The 20099-nt window shown below is 67.4% G+C and carries 16 protein-coding genes and 1 pseudogene; 7 read left to right on the plus strand and 10 right to left on the minus strand.

Annotated elements, in window-relative coordinates:
• Positions 1–172: 172 nt before the first annotated feature.
• Entirely contained in the window at positions 173–1279 is a 1107-nt protein-coding gene (locus DIE04_RS02510) for a porin (RefSeq protein ID WP_044846708.1), read from the minus strand.
• Positions 1280–1891: 612 nt separating this feature from the next.
• Between DIE04_RS02510 and DIE04_RS02520 the strand changes: the two genes are divergently transcribed.
• On the plus strand, positions 1892–2266 hold the full coding sequence (locus DIE04_RS02520) for a YXWGXW repeat-containing protein (protein WP_124521844.1): 375 nt from the start codon (positions 1892–1894) through the stop codon (positions 2264–2266).
• 297 nt (positions 2267–2563) lie between these two features.
• Here DIE04_RS02520 and DIE04_RS02525 read toward each other — a convergent pair whose 3' ends face one another.
• Positions 2564–2950, minus strand: a complete 387-nt coding sequence (locus tag DIE04_RS02525) for a helix-turn-helix domain-containing protein (RefSeq protein ID WP_124521845.1) — start codon at positions 2948–2950, stop codon at positions 2564–2566.
• A 259-nt stretch (positions 2951–3209) separates the two neighbouring features.
• Here DIE04_RS02525 and DIE04_RS02530 point away from each other — a divergent pair, with 259 nt between their 5' ends.
• Entirely contained in the window at positions 3210–3686 is a 477-nt protein-coding gene (locus DIE04_RS02530) for a nuclear transport factor 2 family protein (protein ID WP_124521846.1), read from the plus strand.
• A gap of 265 nt (positions 3687–3951) precedes the next feature.
• Here the strand turns inward: DIE04_RS02530 and DIE04_RS02535 are convergent, their stop codons facing one another.
• Both DIE04_RS02535 and DIE04_RS30000 read right to left on the minus strand, forming a co-directional pair.
• Positions 3952–5202: an MFS transporter gene (locus DIE04_RS02535; protein WP_124521848.1), complete on the minus strand. Its 1251-nt coding sequence runs from the start codon at positions 5200–5202 to the stop codon at positions 3952–3954.
• A 150-nt stretch (positions 5203–5352) separates the two neighbouring features.
• Positions 5353–5589: pseudogene (locus DIE04_RS30000) on the minus strand (MFS transporter); the annotation flags it as partial.
• A gap of 399 nt (positions 5590–5988) precedes the next feature.
• Here DIE04_RS30000 and DIE04_RS02545 point away from each other — a divergent pair.
• Together DIE04_RS02545 and DIE04_RS02550 are read left to right on the plus strand one after the other, a co-directional pair.
• Positions 5989–6522, plus strand: coding sequence for a VOC family protein (locus tag DIE04_RS02545; RefSeq protein WP_124521849.1), 534 nt, complete (start codon positions 5989–5991; stop codon positions 6520–6522).
• Between the two features lie 43 nt (positions 6523–6565).
• Complete coding sequence (locus tag DIE04_RS02550) at positions 6566–7321, plus strand: glucose 1-dehydrogenase (protein WP_124488201.1); 756 nt, start codon at positions 6566–6568, stop codon at positions 7319–7321.
• Positions 7322–7510: 189 nt separating this feature from the next.
• Here the strand turns inward: DIE04_RS02550 and DIE04_RS02555 are convergent, their stop codons facing one another.
• From DIE04_RS02555 to DIE04_RS02575, 4 genes are all read right to left on the minus strand, one after another.
• Complete coding sequence (locus tag DIE04_RS02555) at positions 7511–9028, minus strand: cytosine permease (protein ID WP_260426256.1); 1518 nt, start codon at positions 9026–9028, stop codon at positions 7511–7513.
• A 459-nt stretch (positions 9029–9487) separates the two neighbouring features.
• Positions 9488–10984, minus strand: a complete 1497-nt coding sequence (locus DIE04_RS02565) for an efflux transporter outer membrane subunit (protein WP_124521853.1) — start codon at positions 10982–10984, stop codon at positions 9488–9490.
• Positions 10981–14154 (minus strand): efflux RND transporter permease subunit, encoded by a 3174-nt coding sequence (locus DIE04_RS02570; protein ID WP_124488204.1) that lies wholly within the window; start codon positions 14152–14154, stop codon positions 10981–10983. The genes DIE04_RS02565 and DIE04_RS02570 overlap by 4 nt, the downstream gene beginning before the upstream one ends.
• Before the next feature lie 13 nt (positions 14155–14167).
• On the minus strand, positions 14168–15394 hold the full coding sequence (locus DIE04_RS02575) for an efflux RND transporter periplasmic adaptor subunit (RefSeq protein ID WP_124521855.1): 1227 nt from the start codon (positions 15392–15394) through the stop codon (positions 14168–14170).
• A gap of 79 nt (positions 15395–15473) precedes the next feature.
• Between DIE04_RS02575 and soxR the strand changes: the two genes are divergently transcribed.
• A complete protein-coding gene (soxR, locus tag DIE04_RS02580) occupies positions 15474–15950 on the plus strand; it encodes a redox-sensitive transcriptional activator SoxR (protein ID WP_044846696.1) in 477 nt (158 codons plus the stop codon).
• 211 nt (positions 15951–16161) lie between these two features.
• Here soxR and DIE04_RS02585 read toward each other — a convergent pair whose 3' ends face one another.
• A complete protein-coding gene (locus tag DIE04_RS02585) occupies positions 16162–16815 on the minus strand; it encodes a TetR/AcrR family transcriptional regulator (RefSeq protein WP_124521857.1) in 654 nt (217 codons plus the stop codon).
• A 147-nt stretch (positions 16816–16962) separates the two neighbouring features.
• Between DIE04_RS02585 and DIE04_RS02590 the strand changes: the two genes are divergently transcribed.
• Both DIE04_RS02590 and DIE04_RS02595 read left to right on the plus strand, forming a co-directional pair.
• Complete coding sequence (locus DIE04_RS02590; protein ID WP_124521859.1) at positions 16963–18255, plus strand: NAD(P)/FAD-dependent oxidoreductase; 1293 nt, start codon at positions 16963–16965, stop codon at positions 18253–18255.
• A gap of 44 nt (positions 18256–18299) precedes the next feature.
• Entirely contained in the window at positions 18300–18689 is a 390-nt protein-coding gene (locus DIE04_RS02595; RefSeq protein ID WP_124521861.1) for a DUF3331 domain-containing protein, read from the plus strand.
• Here DIE04_RS02595 and DIE04_RS02600 read toward each other — a convergent pair.
• Positions 18686–20014, minus strand: a complete 1329-nt coding sequence (locus DIE04_RS02600) for a dicarboxylate/amino acid:cation symporter (RefSeq protein ID WP_044846692.1) — start codon at positions 20012–20014, stop codon at positions 18686–18688. The genes DIE04_RS02595 and DIE04_RS02600 overlap by 4 nt on opposite strands.
• Positions 20015–20099 lie beyond the last annotated feature (85 nt).

Consider the following 20099-nt stretch of genomic DNA (forward strand, 5'->3'; position numbering starts at 1 on the left):
AGCGCACACGTCGGCACACCGAGCAAAAAGCGAGGCTCAGCGCCTCGCTTTTTTTGCGGCCGGACGATACGCAGCGCCATCGCAGCCCGCATCGCCGATGCGGCGGGCGAAAAAAAAGGCGCCCGAAGGCGCCTTTTTCGATACTGCGAAGCTGGTTACCCAGCCGTCACGCTTAGAAGCGGTGACGCAGACCAACCGTTGCTGCGGTTTGGTTGATCGACGAGCTCGGCAGCGTGTTGACGTCGCCGTTGTAGATCGATGCGCCAACGCCGTTCTTCGCAGCGCGCTGGTACACAGCTTGTGCGTAGACGTCGGTGCGCTTCGACAGCGAGTAGTCAGCTTGCAGGCCGAACTGGTTCCAGTGCGTGCTTTCGCCAGCAACCTTCGCGTTCGTGTACGTGTACGCTGCGCCCAGGCCCAGAGCCGGCGTCAGGTTGTACTTCGCGTTGACTTCGTAGTTGTCAGCGTGGAACGTAGCCGCGCCGTTAGCTTGGTTGTCGACACGCGATTGCGTCCATGCTGCGCCAACTTGCGCCGGGCCGAATGCGTATGCAGCAGCCGCGCCGTACGTGCGCAGGCGGCCTTGGCCGTTGAACAGAGCCGACGACGAGTCAACTGCGCCCGTGCCGTTGTTGTTCGGGTTGTTCGCTTGCGAGTAAGCTGCACCCAGCTTCAGGCCTTGGTACTGGTACGACACGCCGCCGCTGTAAGCACGGTTGTTGCCGAAGTTCGTGCTGTTCGAGAACGAGTACGTGCCGCCGAATTGCAGGCCAGCGTAGTTCGCGCTTGCGAACTTGATCGTGTTGTTAGCCGAGTAGCCGCCGTTCGTGCTCAGGTTGTCGTTGTTGAACGGGTGAGCGAAGTACGTACCGCCCCACGAGCCCGTTGCGGTCAGCGGTGCCAGGTAGTCCTGGACGGAGTCGTACTGCTTACCCAGCGTAACCGTGCCGTACTGGCTCGACAGGCCGACGAAAGCCTGGCGGTTGAACATGCCGTTGTTGTTCGCGAACTTGCCGTTGCCGATGTTGAAGCCGCTTTCCAACGTGAAGATTGCCTTCAGGCCGCCACCGAGGTCTTCCGAACCACGCAGACCGAAGCGGCTCTGGTCAATGCCCGAACCCATCGACCACAGCGACTTGCCTTGGCCAGCTGCGTTCTGGACGTTGCTTTGGTAGGTGATGCCTGCGTCCAGCACGCCGTACAGCGTGACGCTGCTTTGCGCGTGAGCGACGGTAGCGAACGATGCTGCAGCTGCTGCAACGATCAGAGTCTTGTTCATTCGTGGAGCTCCCTTCTAAAAAGAGGCAGGTCTCGCGACCTTGTTCATAAACGGTCTGCAACCGCCCGGGAGCGCCATCGGTCCTTCTGGCCGCGCCCGGATAGTTGCCCGTTTGGGAACCGTGAGTTTAGGGGTGTACCCTAGGGGCGCGATCTGCAAATAAAGAAATAAGCTTTTCCAGAACTAGAAATAATGAAAGTGGGGACGCGTTATAAGTATTTGTTTTAACGTCTTTTTTTGACCTATTGACGGATGTTTTTTGGAGGCTTTCATCCCACCATTCTTTCGTGTCATCGTCTTGACGGTTGCATAGAAACAACAAACGGAATCGATGGAACCACACGAAAACGGTAATTTTTACCCAAAACAATCTCAAATGTTGGGCCTGGCCGCCTAAAACGCAGCGACTGAACGGTAAACATTCGGCCGCGCGGCCGTAGCCGACCCCATTGGCCGTCGGCGCCAACTGCAACGGGGAGATCGGCGGCGGCACCCCGGGTGCCGCCGGGCCGCCGTGACATGCGGTAACAGCCTTAACGGCCCGCGTAACCCGGCTCCGGGACCGGCAGGCTAATGTAAGGCGGCTCTGACAACATATATAGAGGACCCGCCATGAATCGACGCTCGTTGCTGCGCGCCGTCGGACTGACCGCCGCCTTCGCCGCCACCGGCGGCTGGCTGCGTACCGCCTCGGCCCAGCCCGCCCCACCCGGGTACCGGCGGCCGGGACCGCCTCCCGGCCACGGCAGGCCGCCTTATTCCGATCGCCCGGGCTTCGCGCCGCCTGCACCGCGGCATGATCGCCGGCCGCCGCCTCCACGGCCGCACGGCTATGTCTGGACCGACGGCTACTGGCGCTGGCAGCGCGGCCACTATATATGGGTGTCCGGACGCTGGGTCGCCCGCCGCCCCGGGCGCAGGTGGGTACCTGGATACTGGCGGCGCCAGGGTCAAGTGTGGGTCTACGTCGACGGCACCTGGCGTTAAGTCGTCCGCGGCGGCCGTGGCTCGGCGCGAAGCCGCCGCTTCCGCGCCCTTGCCGATCGACACGCCGCCCTGTCTGCATTCGAGCTGACCGACCGGGCGGATGCCGATCGCGCTCGCCCCGGTCACGACGGTCGTCGGCCCCCCTCAAACGCCGATCGCCACGCGTGCGTTGCGCCCTTCGCGACACCGCACGCGAAAGCAGCGCCCTCGAAACGTTCGGATAACGAAATCATCTGTTGCTGCCGCAACGCACGCATCCTGTCGCCGGTCGTCACGCGACCACACGACGCACGCTGCTCAACGCCCGCTGCTTTCCTGCTCGCGCGCGCGGCGACGGGCCGCGCAAATCGCACGATGATGTTCGTCGGCCCAGCGGATCACCGCGTGCATCGGCGTCAGGAACGAACGCCCGAGGTCCGTCAACGCATATTCGACGCGCGGCGGCACCTCCGCATACAGCGTGCGGCTGACGAAGCCGTCCTGCTCGAGCCGCTTGAGCGTGCGCGACAGCATCTGCTTCGACACGTCGCCGATCGCACGGGCGAGTTCGTTGAAACGCATCGTGCCGCCGGACAGCGCCTCGAGCACGAGCAGGCTCCACTGGTCGCCGATGCGGTCGAGCACATCGCGGATCGGGCACGGCTGATCGAGTTCGACGGATTCGTCGGCGGACGGAAACGACATGACGGGATTCTCTTTCACGGGCAATGCACGGTCACCGCGGTGTGACCTGTTCACACCGCGGTGACTTCTTGTGACGGGTTCGCGGCAACTGTACCATTCGATCGACTCGATGGCCGAGCGGACTTGCCAGTTCTACGAAGCATGCGCACGCGCACCACCGGCACCCCGTCGCCGCCGATGACGACGATCGGCGTCATCCGCAGTCGCACACCACGCACCGCGCGTCCGTCCACGCATCTCCAGACAAGGAACCTGCCGCATGTCATCGCTCCGCTCGCCCGTCCGCACCGTTGCCGCGTTCGTCCTGCTTGCCGCATCGACCGCCGCGCCGGCCGCCGGCCCGGCCGCGCGCGACCTGGCCGCCGAGGAAGCCAACCGCCAGCTCGTGCTGACGTTCTACGACCGCTTCTTCAACAAGCACGAAGCGCTCGAGGCTGCCGCCGTCGTCGCCGACGACTACAAGCAGCACAACCCGCACGTGCCCGACGGCAAGAAGCCGTTCGTGTCGTACTTCGTCGGCGCGTTCCAGAAGACCCCCCAATCGCGCGCGCAGATCGTCCGCAGCGCGACCGACGGCGACCTCGTCTATCTGCACGTGCATGCGACCGAGCGCCCGGGCGATCGCGGCGAAGCGGTGGTCGACATCTTCCGCGTGAAGGATGGCAAGATCGTCGAGCACTGGGACGTGATCCAGCCGGTGCCCGAAAAAGCCGCGAACGGGAACACGATGTTCTGACCGGGCGGGCCGCGCGCCGATGCGCGGCCGACCGCTTCGCACGCTTGAACGCGGCCAGCGCACCGGCCACGCATGCGTCGTGCGACATCGAGCGCGAGCACCTGCCCGGTCGTCAGCACGTCGCCGCACGCGGCCCCGCGCCAGATTGCCGCCGTGGGCTGACCCGTCGTGACCGCGAGGCGCCAGTGCCGGGCCGCGCGGTCACGCGCGACAGCGGCCCGCAGGACAACGTCCGACAGGATCGGGCCAACCTGCGCGCAACCGTCTACGATAGCGCGGCCGTGCGCCCGCCGGCCTGCTTGCGCCCGTAGCCCACCATCATCACGAAGCTGAGCAGGAAGCCCGCGCCGCCGATCAGCAGCAGCCCGCTCTCGCCGAATACCGGCAGCAGGTTCGTCAGCGCGCCCGTCACGACCCATGCGACGGCCATCACCGAGCCCGCGACGCCGAGCACCCAGCCCTGCCGGTCCTCGCTGACGGCATCGGAAAACGCCGTATACATGGTCGTGTAGGCGACCATGTCGAAACAGCCGACCACCATCGCGAGCACCCACAGCACCGGCTCGTGCGGAAACAGTGCCGACGCGATCTGGCCGAGGCCCGCGACGAGCAGGCCCGTCTTCGCGATGTCGACCACACGCCACACGCGCAGCATCAGCCGCACGACGAACAGCAGGCCGAACACGAAGCAGATGCCGATCACGCCGCTGAACAGCCCGAGCCGCGCGCTCGTATAGCCGAACTTCGCCTGCAGCAGCAGCATGATGGTCTGCAGGTAGAGTCCATAGCCGACCTGCATCAGGAAGAACACCACCGACAGGAACGCGACGTTGCGCTGACGTGCGGCTTCCCCGATGATCCGCAGCGGCAGCAGCGGATCGATGCGCGTGTCGCTGCGCGGCGCGGCCGTGTCGCGATACGACGCCGAGGTCCAGAACGCGCACACGAGCGACAGCGCGGCGACGAGCACGAACGGCGTGCCGTAGTCGAACAGCGGCGAGATCGTCCGGTCGGACGTGACGCCGCCGAGCACGGGGCCGACGATCACGCCGGCGCTGAACGCGAGCGACATGATGCTCATGTTGTACGCCTTGTTCCCGGGCGTGCTCAGGTCGGTGATGGCCGCCTGCGCGATGCCCTGGCAGCCTGCCATCAAACCGGTGAGCCCGCGGCCGGCCAGCAACAGCGCGACGCTCCCGTGCCACGCGCCGGCGGCCATCAGCGCGTAGCCGGCAGCAAGGCCGAGCACGCACAGCAGCAGGATCCGGCGGCGGCCGTAACGGTCCGACAACTCGCCCATCAGCGACGAGCCGAAGAACATGCAGAGCGGATAGATCCCGTAGCCGACACCGAGGTAGAAATTGCGCGCGTGTTCGCCGGCGTCGGCCGGCAGGATGCCCGCGTGCGGATCGCTGAAGATCGCGGACATCATCGGGTAGACGAGCCCGAACCCCATCGCGTCGATCGCGATGGCGAGCAGGCAGGGGCCGAGCAGCGTGTAGTCGAGCCGGGACATGGCGACCTTCCGGACAGAGTGGATGATTGCGCAAGCGTAACGAGCGGGCGGCGGCCCCGGTAGGCCGCTGTCCGCGATGCTAACCATCGGCGGCGCCGATACGCCGCATGCCGCCCGGGCCGATGGCTGATCGCCCCGAATGGCGAACGACTATTTGGCGCTCAGCGGCTCGCCCGAGAACTGCCGGCGCGCGAGCACGCACGGCGCGCCGTCGTGCATGAACACGCTCGCGGCCAGCCCGAACGACGCGGCGAACAGCACGTACCACGCGGGCGCGACGGGCGACCCGCTCGCACGCGTCGGCCATGTGACGATGAACGGCGCGAAACCGCCGAACACCATCACGGCAACGTTGTACGCGAGCGCGACGCCGGTCGATCTCGTCCGGTTTACGCGCTTCGTCAGCTTCGGCTCCGCCCTGCTTTGCTGCTTCCCTGCTTCCCTGCTTCCCTGCTTCTCCGCTTGCCGCTTGCCGCTTTCCTGCTTCCGCGCTTTCCGCGCTTTCCGCGCTTTCCGCGCCTTCCTCGCCTTCCTCGCCTTCCTCGCCTTCCTCGCCTTCCTCGCCTTCCTCGCCTTCCTCGCTTTCCTCGCCTTCCTCGCTCGTCCTGCCCTGTACGCAAATCCGTCGTCAGCGATGCAGCGCCCAGGGCCGTCCGCATAGCGTGCAGCTAGTCCGTTTGGACGGCACGCCGCACCGCCTTTGTTGCCATCATGACCGTCATTCATCGCGCGCCGATTGCCGCACGAAACGGCGCCGCGCCCGCTCGCGCCCGCCACGGAGACACCATGAACGCCCCTATCCTCGGCCCCATCGACCAGATCGGCTATGTGGTCGCCGATCTCGACCGCAGCATCGCGCGCTGGCGCGCCCGCCACGATGTCGGCCCATGGACCGTGTTCCGCAACGTGCGGCTCGACGGCCGCTGCTTCGGCGAAGCGACGACGGTCACGATGGACGTCGGGCTCGCGTATCGCGCCGATCTGCAGATCGAACTGATCCACGTGACGAACGACGCGCCGTCGCCGTACCGCGATGCGCACGGACAACTGCTCACGGGCCTGCATCACGTCGCATGGGTGGTCGACGATCTCGATGCCGCCGTCGCGCAACTTACGGCACGCGGGCTGCGCGTGGTGTTCGACGCGCACAACCCGGCCACGCGCGTCGCCTATCTCGACGACGCCGACGATCCAGGCGTGCGCGTCGAAGTAATCGAAGGTGCAGGCATGCGCGCGATGATCGCGCACGGCATCGCCGAAGCGCATACCTGGGACGGCGCCGATCCGGTCCGCATCATCGACGCGTCGGCCGCCGCCTGAGCGGGCCCGCGCGCGTCCCCCTTCACTCACAGGAGCAAACAGGATGAAACGACTCGAAGGCAAGGTAGCGCTGATCACGGGCGGCGCCCGCGGCCAGGGCGAGGCGGAGGCACGCCGGTTCGTCGCCGAGGGCGCACGCGTGGTGATCGCCGACGTGCTGGACGACGCGGGCCGGCGCGTCGCGGCCGAACTCGGCGACGCCGCGCGCTACCAGCATCTCGACGTGACGAACGAAGGCGACTGGCACACCGCCGTCAATGCGACGCTCGCGCATTTCGGGCGGCTGGACATCCTCGTGAACAACGCGGCGATCCTGAAGCTCGTGCCGATCGAGTCCTGTTCGCTCGACGACTATCGCAAGGTGATCGACGTGAACCAGGTCGGCTGCTGGCTCGGCATGAAATCGGCATTGGCCGCGCTGAAGGATGCGGGTGGCGGCTCGATCGTCAACGTGTCGTCGACGGCCGGGATGGAAGGCGTGGCCGGCGGCAGCGCGTATGTATCGAGCAAGTTCGCGGTGCGCGGGATGACGAAGGCCGCCGCGCTCGAGTTCGGCCGCTACGGGATCCGCGTGAACTCGGTCCATCCGGGCGGCATCGACACCGTGATGGCACGCCCGCCGGAATACGCGGATTTCGATTCGTCATCGATCTACAGCGGGCTGCCGATCGCGCGTATCGGCAAACCCGACGAGGTGGCGAGCCTCGTACTGTTCCTCGCGTCCGACGAATCCGCGTATTGCACGGGTTCGGAATTCATCGTCGACGGCGGGATGCTCGCGGGCAGCACGTTCCACTGATCCGCAGCGGAGTCGACACACGCCCGCCTGCCCGGCGGGTGCTGTCGTTTTCGGCCGAGCGAGGGAGAAGTCAGGGGCGGCATCCCATACGCGCATACAACCCGGCATCCCGAAACAACCATGCCGCCGGCGGATCTCCCGCGCGGCGGCACCGGTATTTCCAGCGCGCAGCGACGCGCGATGCTGCGCTCAATACCCCTTCGGCTGAATTGCCGGGGCGCCGACACCGCGCGCCGCTTGCCTGCCGCCGCGCACGAGGAAACGTCCGCGCGCGCCGTACACGCCTTCCGCTTCCGGATACACCGTCAGCAGCACCAAATACAGCAGCCCGCCGACCGCCAGCGACACCGGCACGCTGAGATCGAGTCCACCCGCGAGGTTGCCGAGCGGCCCGACGAACTGGCCCGGCAGGTTCACGAACGACAGTCCGATGAAGGCCGCCGGCAGCCACGCGCCCATCGCGCGCAGGTTCCAGCCGTGCGTGAACCAGTAGTGGCCGCCGCGCAGCCCGCGGTTGAACACCTGCAGGTCGTCCGCGAGATAGTAACCGCGACGCGTCACGTAGCCGATCACCATGATCGCCATCCACGGGCAGCTGAACGTGTCGATCAGCGTCGAGAACGTCGCGACGCTTTCGACGAGGTTGAACCAGAAGCGGCCGACGAAGATGAACGCGATCGCGATCGTGCCGATCAGCAGCGTCGCGCGCACACGGTTCAGGAAGCGCGGGAACATGCTCGACACGTCGAGGCCCGTGCCGTACAGCGCGGTCGTGCCGGTCGACATCCCGCCGATGATCGCGATCAGGCACATCGGCAGCAGGAACCAGCGCGGCGACACGGCGAGCAGCCCGCCGACGTAGTCGTTCGACGCGATGAACGCGGGCGCCTTCGACGCGATGATGGTCGCGGTCGCGAGCCCGAAGAAGAACGGCACGAAGGTCGCGATCTGCGCGGCGAACACGGCGGCCATCACGCGCCGCTTCGGCGTCTGCTGCGGAATGTAGCGCGCCCAGTCGCCGAGCGTCGACGCGAACGACACCGGGTTGCTCAATGCAACCAGCACGGCGCCGACGAACGCGGCCCAGAAGCCTGCGCTGCCCTGGTTCAGCGTGCCCGCGTAGTTCAGGTCGAACATCCCCGCGAACGCGAACAGGCCGGCGACGAACAGCAGGCTCGCCGCCCACACGGCGATCTTGTTGACCCACAGCATGAAGCGAAAGCCGTAGATGCAGACGATCAGCACGAGCACCGCGAACACCATGTACGCGGCGCCGAGCGTGAAGCCGTTGACCGGCACGCCGACCATGTCGTGCGCGCCGCCGACGAGCGCATCGCCCGAGCTCCACACCGCGAGCGAGAAGAACGCGATCGACGTGAGCAGCGCAAGGAACGACCCGACGATCCGGCCATGAATGCCGAAATGCGCGCCGGACGACACGGGGTCGCTCGTGCCGTTGCGCGGGCCGAACAGGCTCATCGGCGCGAGGATGCAGGTGCCGGCGAGCACGCCCAGCACGATCGCGCACATGCCGGCCTTGAACGACAGCCCGACCAGCACGGGAAAACTGCCGAGCACCGACGTGGAAAACGTGTTGCAGCCGCCGAACAGCAACCGGAACAGATCGATCGGACGCGCATAGCGCGATACGTCGGGAATACGCTCGAAACCGAACGATTCGACTTGGGTAATCCTGCCTTCAGTCATTTGTCTCCAGCTCCTCTGGTGCATCGGTACGGCCCGCGACTGCGGCCATACGACACATCGTCATCGATTTGCGGCCACTCTAAACCGGATCGGGCAGCGCAAATATCACGCATTCGAGACGTTTACGACGAGGCAGAACAATGTTTCGCGACGGGGAATCGACCGGTTGGCGCGCCGCGCGGGCGGCCCGGGCGATGCAAGGTGCGCCGACCGATGCGCCGGGCCGCCGCCGGCGCGCGAGCCGACCGGCGATCCGGCCCCGCCGAACGGCCGGCATCGCTGTAAGGCAGGCACACGGAGCGCCATGCCGATCCACGGGACCGGCGCCGCATCGAACGTCGTCAGTCCATGCGACGCCGTTACGCGCCGGCAACGGGGACGCAGGCGCCAACCCGGCGATGCGAAGTCGATCGCCCGGCGGGCGGACCCAACGTCCCTGCCCGCCGTGCGACCCTCGCCCTACTCCCCCGATCGCGCGAGCGGACCGGGTGCCTGCTGCGCCGTTTCCGACGGCCAGCCGCCCGCGAGCGCCTTGTACAGCGCGACCGTCGATGCCGCGCTGCGCATCCGCCCGTCGGCCGCCGCGTCCTGCGCCTGCAGCAGCGTCCGTTGCGCGTCGAGCACTTCGTAGTAGTCGATCGCACCGGCCGAGAAGCGCGTCTGTGCAAGCTGTGCCGCGCGAGCGCTGTCGTCCGCCGCGCGCACGAGGTGCGCGGTCTCCTCCTGCGTGCGGGCGACACGCAGCAGCGCGTTCTCCGTTTCCTCCAGCGCGCCGAGCACGGTCTGCCGGTACTGCGCGAGCTGGCCGGCCGCGTCCGCGTCGCTCGCCGCGATCCGCGCGCGCACGCGGCCGACGTCGAGGAACGACCAGTCGATGCCGAGCGCGATCAGGTTCGTATCGCTGCCCGCACGGAAGAATCCGTAGCTGCTCGTCGCGCTGCCGAGCAGCCCCGACAGCGTGAAGCGCGGAAACAGGTCGGCTGTCGCGACGCCGACGCGCGCGGTCGCCGCGTGCAGCCGTGCTTCGGCGGCAGCGACATCGGGGCGGCGGCGCAGCAGGTCGCCCGGCGTGCCGGGATCGATGTCGGCTGCAAGCGCCGGCAGCGGTACCGGCGCGCCTTTCGATGCGGCAGCGTTCGGGATGTCGAACCGGCCGATCAGCGCATCCGGCGTCTGCCCGGTCAACACCGCGAGCCGATGCTCGTCGACGCCGATCGCCGCTTCGTACACGGCGATCCGCGACGTCGTCGATTCGTACTGCGCGCGCGCTCGCGCCGCATCGAGTTCGGAGCCACGTCCCGCGCCGACGCGCGCATTGATCAGCGCGAGCGTCTGCTTCTGGTTGTCGGCGTTCTCGCGTGCGATCCGCAGCCGCTCCTGCGAGCCGCGCAGATCCACGTACGTGCTCGCGACCTCGCCCGCGATCGCGACACGCACCGCGCGTACGTCGGCCGCACTCGCAGCCGTTTCCGCCCACTGCGACTCGATCGAGCGGCGCACGCGGCCGAACAGGTCGAGTTCCCACGCCGCATTGATCCCGACACTGGAGATCGGCGTATCGCGCTGGCTGCGCGGCGCGCCGAACGCCTGGTCCCTGCTCGTCAGCTGATGGCCGATCCGGCCGCTCGCGGTAATCGTCGGATAGCGGTCGAACGCGGCCTGCGACAGCAGCGCGTTCGATGCGTCGTAGCGCGATACGGCGACCTGCAGGTCCTGGTTCGCGGCGAGCGCCGCATCGATCAGCTGCGTGAGCGCCGGGTCGCCGAAGCCGCGCCAGAACGCGGCATCGGCAGCGGCCGACGCAACGGGCGGCGACGCATCGGGCGTGGTCGCATGCGCGTCGCGCGCGAAGCGCGCGGCGCTCGCCGTATCGGGCCGCTTGAAATCGGGGCCGACCGCGCACGCGGCGAGCATCACCGACAGCGCGAGCGCGGAAAGACGGAATGCGGCGCTCATCGGTTTTCTCCTTCGAGGGTGCCGTGCTGTTCGCTCCACACGGCCGGCGTGCCGCGCGCGAGCTTGCGGATCGCCACGTAGAACACGGGCGTCAGGAACAGCCCGAACAACGTGACGCCGAGCATCCCCGCGAATACGGTGACGCCGGTGGCGGCGCGCACTTCGCTGCCCGCGCCGCCGCCGATCAGGAGCGGCACCGAGCCCGCGATGAACGCGACCGACGTCATCACGATCGGGCGCAGCCGCAGCCTGCATGCCTCGAGCGCCGCTGCGATCGCACCCTTGCCCTGGATTTCGAGTTCGCGCGCGAACTCGACGATCAGGATCGCGTTCTTGCACGCGAGCCCCATCAGCACGACGAGACCGACCTGCACGAACACGTTGTTGTCGCCGCCGGACAGCCACACGCCGAACAGCGCCGCGCACATGCACACCGGCACGATCAGGATCACCGCAAGCGGCAGCGTCCAGCTCTCGTACAGCGACGCGAGCACCAGGAACACGAGCATCACCGCGAGCGGGAACACGACGATCGCCGCGTTGCTCTGCGTGACCTGCTGGTAGCTGAGATCGGTCCATTCGAGCGTGATGCCCGGCGGCAGCACGTCCTTCGCGATCTGCTGCAGCTTCGCGATCGCCTGCGACGACGACATCGCCTTCGGATCGGCGTCGCCGATCAGGTCCGCGGCCGGATAGCCGTTGTAGCGGACGACCGGGTCCGGCCCATACGCGGGCGCGACCGTCACCATCGAGCCGATCGGCACCATCTCGCCTTTCGCGTTGCGCGTGCGCAGGTTCGCGATGTCCGCGGCCGTCTGCCGGTGACCGGCATCGGCCTGCGCCATCACGCGGTACACGCGGCCGAACGCGTTGAAGTCGTTCACGTACATCGAGCCGAGATAGACCTGCAGCGTGTTGAACAGGTCGGTGAGCGCGACGCCTTGCGCCTTCGCCTTCAGCCGGTCGACCTTCACCTCGAGCTGCGGGATGTTCGCCTGGTACGAGCTGACGGGGTAACTCATCCCAGGCGTCTTCGCGACCGCGGCCTGGAACGCCGTCAGTGCCTTCTGCAATTCACCGTAGCCGAGCCCGCCGCGATCCTCGAGGTACAGCGAGTAGCCCGAACCGTTGCCGAGGCCCTGGATCGGCGGCGGCATCAGCGCATAGGTGATGCCGCCGCCGATCGCCGCGAAGCGTGCGTTCAGGTCCGCGTTGATCTGCGCGGCGCTGCGGTGACGCTGGTCGAACGGCTTCAGGATCACGTACGAGTTCGTGATGTTCGGCGTGTTCACGCCCTGCAGCGCGTTCAGCCCGGCAAACGCCGGCACCATCTCGACGCCGTCGGTGCCGAGCGCGATCTTCGTCATCTGCTCGGTGACCGCGCTGGTGCGGGCGAGCGACGCGCCCTCCGGCAGCTTCGCGCCGGCGAACAGGTACAGCTTGTCCTGCACGGGGATGAAGCCGCCCGGCACCGCGTTGAACAGCAGCGCGGTCGCGGCGAGCAAGGTCGCATAGACCGCGAACACCGCGCCGCGCCGCTTCAGCGTGCGCGCGACCACGCCGTGATAGCGATCGGAGCTGCGCTCGAAGAAGCGGTTGAACGGATGGAACAGCCAGCCGAATGCGCGGTCGAGCACGCGGGTCAACGCATCCTTCGGCGCACCGTGCGGACGCAGCAGTTTCGCGGCGAGGGCGGGTGACAGCGTCAGCGAGTTCACCGCGGAGATCACCGTCGAGATCGCGATCGTCACCGCGAACTGCCTGTAGAACTGGCCCGTCACACCCGACATGAACGCCATCGGCACGAACACCGCGCACAGCACGAGCGCGATCGCGACGATCGGCCCCGACACCTCGCGCATCGCCTGGTGCGCGGCGTCGCGCGGGCTCAAACCCTGTGCGATGTTGCGCTCGACGTTCTCGACCACCACGATCGCATCGTCGACGACGATCCCGATCGCGAGCACGAGCCCGAACAGCGTCAGCGTGTTGATCGAATAGCCGAGCAGGTAGAGCCACGCGAACGTGCCGACCACCGACACGGGCACCGCGACGAGCGGAATGATCGACGCGCGCCAGGTCTGCAGGAACAGGATCACGACGAGCACGACCAGCACGACGGCCTCGATCAGCGTGTGCTGCACCGCGCGGATCGATTCGCGCACGAACACGGTCGGGTCCCACACGGGACGATAGGCGACGCCCGGCGGGAAACGTTTCGACAGTTCGTCGAGCTTCGCATACACCGCCTTCGCGACGTCGAGCGCGTTCGCGCCAGGCGACAGGAAAATGCCGACCACGGCCGAGTGCCTGTCGTTGAAGTACGAGCGCAGCGTATAGTCGCCCGCGCCGAGCTCGATGCGCGCGACGTCGGACAGCTTCACGACCTGGCCGTCGTCGCCGTTGCGCAGCACGATGTCGCCGAATTCCTGCGCGGTGCGCAGCCGGCCGCGCACGTTGATCGACACGAGGAAGTCGTTTTTCTTCGGCGTCGGCTCCGCGCCGAGCTGGCCGGCCGACACCTGCACGTTCTGCTCGCGCACCGCGGCGATCACGTCGCTCGCGGTCAGCCCGCGCGACGCCAGCCGGTTCGGGTCGAGCCAGAGCCGCATCGCGTAGTCGCCGGAGCCGTACACGCCGACGTCGCCGATGCCGGTCAGGCGCGACAGCTCGTCCTTCACGTGCAGCGTCAGGTAGTTGCGCAGATACAGCGAATCGCGGCTGTTGTCCGGCGAATAGAGACTCACGTACATCAGCGGCGTCGGCGACTGCTTCTGCGTGGTCACGCCGTACTGGCGCACCTCGTCCGGCAGGCGCGACAACGCCTGGCTCACGCGGTTCTGCACGCGCACGGCAGCCGTGTCGGGGTCGACGCCCTGCAGGAACGTGACGACGACCTGCAGGCTGCCGTCCGAACCGGCGACCGACTTCATGTACATGATGCCTTCGACGCCGTTGATCGCCTCTTCCAGCGGTTCGGCGACCGATTCGGCGATTTCCTTCGGGTTCGCGCCCGGGTACGTCGCGCGCACGACGACGCTCGGCGGCACGACTTCCGGATATTCGCCGGCCGGCAGCATCGGGATCGAGATCAGGCCGATCGCGAAGATGACGATCGACAACACGACCGCGAAAATCGGCCGGTCGATGAAGAAGCGGGAGAAATCCATTGCGGGCCTCCCGTTACCGCGCGGCCGGCGCGCCGGCGTCGGCCACCGCCACCGCTGCGGCCTGCGTGCCGCTGCCCGGGCCGGTGCCGGTGTCCGCATCCGCGCGTGCAGGCAGCACCTTCGGCTTCACCTGCGCGCCCGGATAGTAGATCCGCTGCACGCCGTCGACGACCACGCGATCGCCCGGCTCCAGCCCCTTCTCGACGATCCGCTCGCCGTCCAGCGCACGGCCGATCGTGACGTCGCGACGCAGCGCCTTGTCGCCGGCGCCGATCACGTACACGTACTTGCGGTCCTGGTCGGTGAGCACCGCCTTGTCGTCGACGAGCAGCGCATCCTGGTCGCGACCGCTGACGAGCTGGACGCGCGCATAGAGGCCCGGCGTGAACGTGTGGTCCGCGTTCGGCAGCCGCACGCGCGCACGAATCGTGCCGGTTTGCGGATCGAGCCGGTTGTCGAGAAAATCGACGGTGCCCGCGTGCGGGAAACCCGTCTCGTTCGCGAGCCCCACGCGCACCGGATCGGCGCCGATCGCGCGATGCTTCGGGTCGGCGCGCCGCGCGTTGTAGCGCAGGTAGCTCTGCTCGTCGCAGTCGAAATACACGTAGACGGGGTCTTGCGACACGACGGTCGTGAGCAGCGTGTCGTCGGCGCGCGCGAGGTTGCCGGCGGTCGCGATCGCGCGGCCGACGCGCCCCGCGATCGGCGCACGCACCTCGGTGAAACCGAGATTGAGCTTCGCGTCGGCGACGGCCGCGTCGGCCGCCCGCAGGTCGGCGCGCGCCTGCTCGGCGGTCGCGCGCGCGTTGTCGAGTTCCTCCTCGGAAGTTGCATGCGCATCGATCAGTGTCCGCACGCGCTTGAGCTGCACATCGGCGAGGCTCGCGGCCGCGCGCGCCCGCTGCTGCTGTGCGTTCGCGCGGTCGAGCGCGATCCGGTACGGACGCGGATCGATCTCGAACAGCACCGCGCCCTGTGCGACGAGGTCGCCCTCCTTGTACGCGATGCGCTGCAGATAGCCGCTCACGCGCGGCCGCAGCTCGACCGCGTCGACTGCTTCGACGCGTCCGTTGAACTCGTCCGCGAGGCGAATCGTGCGCGGCGCGACGGTCGTCACGCCGACTTCGGGAAGCGGCTGGGCCGCCGTTTCGCCTTTGCCGTCGTGACAGCCCGACAACGCCAGCAGCAGTGCGCAGGCCGCGCCCAAAGGCGAGGTCCTGCGTAGGGATAAGGAGAGCATGATGCCTCGCGACGGGTTAAACTGCCGCGTAGCATAAAAGTTGAAGTTAACTTCAAGTCAAGCTTTCCCGGAGGGCGTCATGGGTATCGACGAAATCCCGCAATGGCCGCTGATGTCGATCCGCGAAGTGGCCGCGCGCAGCGGCGTGCCGGCATCGACGCTGCGTTTCTACGAGACGCGCGGGCTCATCAAGTCGCACCGCAACGGCTCGAGCCATCGCCACTATTCGCGCGCGGTGCTGCGGCTGATCGCGTTCATCGTGTTCGCGCAGAAGATCGGCTATTCGCTCGACGAGATCGCCGAACAGCTCGTGAGCCTGCCGGAAGACACCGCGCCGACCAACAAGGACTGGCAGCGGCTGTCGCGCGGCTGGAAACAGCGCGTCGCGAACCGGATCGAGGAACTGCAGCGGCTCTACATCAATCTCGACGAATGCATCGGTTGCGGCTGCCTGTCGCTGAAGCGCTGCAAGCTGACCAATCCCGAGGACCGCGCGGGACGCAACGGGCCGGGCGCACGGCGCTGGCTCGGTGATACGCCGCCCGATCTCGACTGACGCATGCGCGGCGGCCGGCGCGATGCACGATGCCGCGCCGGCGTCCCGCGTCACCCGACCCGCCCGCCCCGCCGCTCACCGCGATCGCCGTGCCCGTGAGGGCGCCAGTCTGCGCAGACGTTGCCGGTTGGCAGCAATGGCAGTCCGGGCCCTGCCCGGCGTAAGGTCAATCGCGCCGGCGCGCCAGCCGGCTTCGCGTCGCGCGCGGCGCTCAGACGCTCAGGATGCCGAGCGCGACGTCGAGCACGGCCTGCCGGAACGCCTCCTGCCGCGTGGGCAGCGACGTGAACTCCAGCATCATGTGGCTGTACGACACCGTCGTGCCGACCGCGCTCGCGATCATGAAGAACAGCACGTTCGGATCGACCGGGCGGATCTCGCCGGCCTCGACCGCGTCGGCCAGCAGCGGAAACATCGCGTCGTGATACGGGCGCACGATCCGCTGCTGCAGGCAGTCGAGCCGCCCGCCCTCCTCGGTCGCTGCCGTCGAGAAGAACATGCCGATGTCCGGCTCCGCGAACTCGTGATCGACGCACAGCTCGATCGCGCGCCGCACGCGCTCGCGATGCGGCAATGACGACGTGCGCAGCGCGCGCAACGCGTCGAACAGCGGCTCGGCCAGGTCGACGATCTGCCCGACGACAGCCAGCCACAGCGTCTCCTTCGCGCCGAAATGATGGGCGATCAGCGCCGCGTCGATGCCCAGCTCGCGCGCGACCTCGCGCACGCTCGTCGCGTCATAGCCGCGCTTCGCGAACGTGCGGCGCGCGGCCCGCAATATCACGTCCGGTCCGACGGACGCCTCCGCCAGCGGCCGCCCGCGCGTACGCCGCTTCGACGGCGCGCGCTCAGTGACTTCAGCCACGTTTTCCTGCTCCCGTTGAATGAATCGAATGCCCGTGTCCGGGCCCCGGTTCGCGTCCGCGGAACCGGGTCGCCTGCCCGGCTCCGTTGACACGCGAAGCCGGGAAGCGCTAGGATCATACCTTATTCATCACGTGATGATTTATTCATGACAACCCCTACTCGCATCGTGATCGTCGGCGGCGGCATCGCCGGATTGCAGCTCGCAACCCGCCTCGGCGAACGTCTCGGCCGCACCGGGCGTGCCCAGGTCACCGTGGTCGACCGCAGCCCGACCCATGTCTGGAAGCCGATGCTGCACACGATCGCGGCCGGTACGCGCGACGTGCAGCAACAGCAGGTGATCTTTCTCGCCCATGCGCGCGATCATGGCTACACGTACCAGCCCGGCGAATTGACGGGGCTCGATCGCGCGCGCCGTCGCGTGCAGCTCGGCGAGATTCGCTCGCAGGACGGCGAACGCGTGGTCGACGCGCGCGAACTCGAATACGACGTGCTGATCCTCGCGCTCGGCAGCCAGGCCAACGATTTCGGCGTGCCGGGCGTGCGCGAGCACTGCTACTTCATCGACAGCCAGCGGCAGGCCGAAACCTTCAATGAAGCGCTGCGGATGCGCGTGTTCCGCAGCATCGCGCGCGACGAGCCGTTTCGCGTCGCGATCGTCGGCGCGGGCGCGACGGGCGTGGAGCTGGCGGCGGAACTGAGCCGGCTGCTGGAAGTGGCGCAGGCGTATGGCGACGCGACGGTGCGCGAGCGGCTGCGGCTCACGCTGCTCGAGAGTGGCCCGCGCATTCTCGCCGCATTTCCGCCGCGGATTTCCGCGTCGGCGCAGCGGCGGCTCGAGCAGATCGGCTTTCACGTGCTGACGTCCACGCGCGTGACGGCGGCCGATGCGAACGGCTTCCACTACGGCGACGGTTCGTTCGCCGAAGCAGATCTGATGGTGTGGGCGGCGGGTGTGAAGGCGCCCGATTTCATGCAGGCACTGGGCGGGCTCGACACGAACCGCGCGAACCAGATCCTGGTCGGGCCCACGCTGCAGGCCACGGCCGACGAGCACGTGTTCGCGATCGGCGATTGCGCCAGCCTGCAGCCCGACGGCCACGAACGGCCGCTGCCGCCCACCGCGCAGGTGGCGACCCAGCAGGCCGAACATCTCGCGAAACACCTGCCCGCCTGGCTCGACGGCAAGCCGATGCCGCCGTTCGCGTTCCACGATTTCGGCGCGCTCGTGTCGATCAGCGACTACGACGCGTTCGGCACGCTCGGCCAATTCGGGTTCTTCCGCGGCGGCTTCATCCAGGGGCGTTTCGCGCAATTCAGCCACCTGATGCTGTACCGGCGCCACCAGCAGGCGCTGCACGGATTCTCCAAGGCGACGCTGCTGTGGCTCGCCGAACGGATCAACGGCTGCGTGCAACCGCGCATCCGCCTGTCGTGACGCCGCGTTTCGCGGCGTCGCCCAACGTTTCGAGGAAAGCAAAGATGAGCAACAGTGCAGTTGCCTGGCTCAGGACCGTCGCCGCGATCGGCAGCTTCGACATGCCGTCCGTTTCATGGGCCGCCCCGCGACGGCGCAGCATCACGCGCGATCGCCTGCCGTCGTGGGATGCGACGAGCCAGCCGTCGATCAGCGTGCTCGAGCGGCCCACGGCCGACACCGTGATGATTTCGTGGTGCGACGCGTGCACCGGCCACTACGGCTACCAGAAGCGGCGGTTGTTCACGACGCGCAAGCGCGGCGTCTGCGCGCTGTCGGGGCGGCCGATCGCGCGCGGCGACAGCGTCTACGCGCCGCAACTGCTCGGCTCGGCGCCGGGCAACGCCGCCGCGATGGTGCTGGCGGCGTGCATCGACGAGGCGTGTGCCGCTTAAACGGACGTCGCCTGACCGGCACCATAGGCCGGATCGCGGTTCTGCCGTTCCAGTTCCGCGTCGAGATGCGCGGCATGTGCTTGCGCTTCGGACTCCGACATCAGCTCGCCCTCCCACTTCGCGACCACCGCGCTGGCGATCGAATTGCCGACCGCATTGGTGGCCGAGCGCCCCATGTCGAGGAACGTGTCGACGCCGAGAATCAGCAGCAGTCCTGCTTCCGGGATGTCGAACTGGTGCAGTGTCGCCGCGATCACGACGAGCGATGCGCGCGGCACGCCGGCCATCCCCTTCGACGTCAGCATCAGGACCAGCAGCATCGTGACCTGCGTGCCGAGCGACAGGTGGATGTTGTACGCCTGCGCGATGAACAGCGACGCGAACGTGCAGTACATCATCGAGCCGTCGAGGTTGAACGAATAGCCCATCGGCATCACGAAGCTCGAGATCTTGCGCTTCACGCCGAAGCGGTCGAGCGCGTCGAGGATCTTCGGATACGCGGCTTCGGAGCTCGCCGTCGCGAACGACAGCATGAACGCTTCCTTGATCAGCACCAGCAGCTTGAATACGCGCGGCCCGAGGAACAGCAGGCCGGCGATCACGAGCGTGCTCCACAGCAGGAACAGGCTCACGTAGAAGTCGCCCATGAACACCGCAAACTTCAACAACACCGACAGCCCGTTGACCGCGACGGTCGCGGCCATCGCCGCCAGCACCGCGAGCGGCGCGAGCTTCATCACGTAACCGGTGATCTTCAGCATCACGTGCGCCAGCTGGTCGATCGCGGCGACGAGGATCTTGCCGCGCTCGCCGAGCGCCGACAGCGCGACGCCGAAGAACATCGAGAACACGACGATCTGCAGGATCTCGTTGTTCGCCATCGCCTCGGCGATCGACTTCGGCACCATGTGGCTGACGAAATCCTTCAGCGTGAACTTGGAGGTCGCGAGATGCGCGGATGCGCCGATGTCCGGCAGCGGCAGGCCGAGGTTCTCGCCCGGGCGCAGCAGGTTCGCCATCAGCAGCCCGAGCAGCAGCGAGATCAGCGACGCGGTGACGAACCAGCCGAACGCCTTCACGAACACGCGTCCCACCGACGAAGCGTCGCCCATGTGCGCGATGCCGACGACGAGCGTCGAGAACACCAGCGGGCCGATCACCATCTTGATCAACCGCAGGAACACGTCGGACACGAGGGAGATGTAGCCGGCGATCTCGGTCGCGGACTGCTTGTCCGGAAACTGCGTATAGATCATGTAGCCGATGAAGATGCCGGCCGCCATCGCGAGCAGGATCCAGACTGCCGCAGACATTCGTTTGTTCATAACGGAACTCGATGCACGGAGCAGGAATGAAAAAAATGCGCGCGTCAGTGCCGTGCCACGGCGCGCATTGCGGGTCGGTCGGGCC

It is taken from the genome of Burkholderia sp. Bp8994, from assembly GCF_003853805.1.
Classification (GTDB): domain Bacteria; phylum Pseudomonadota; class Gammaproteobacteria; order Burkholderiales; family Burkholderiaceae; genus Burkholderia.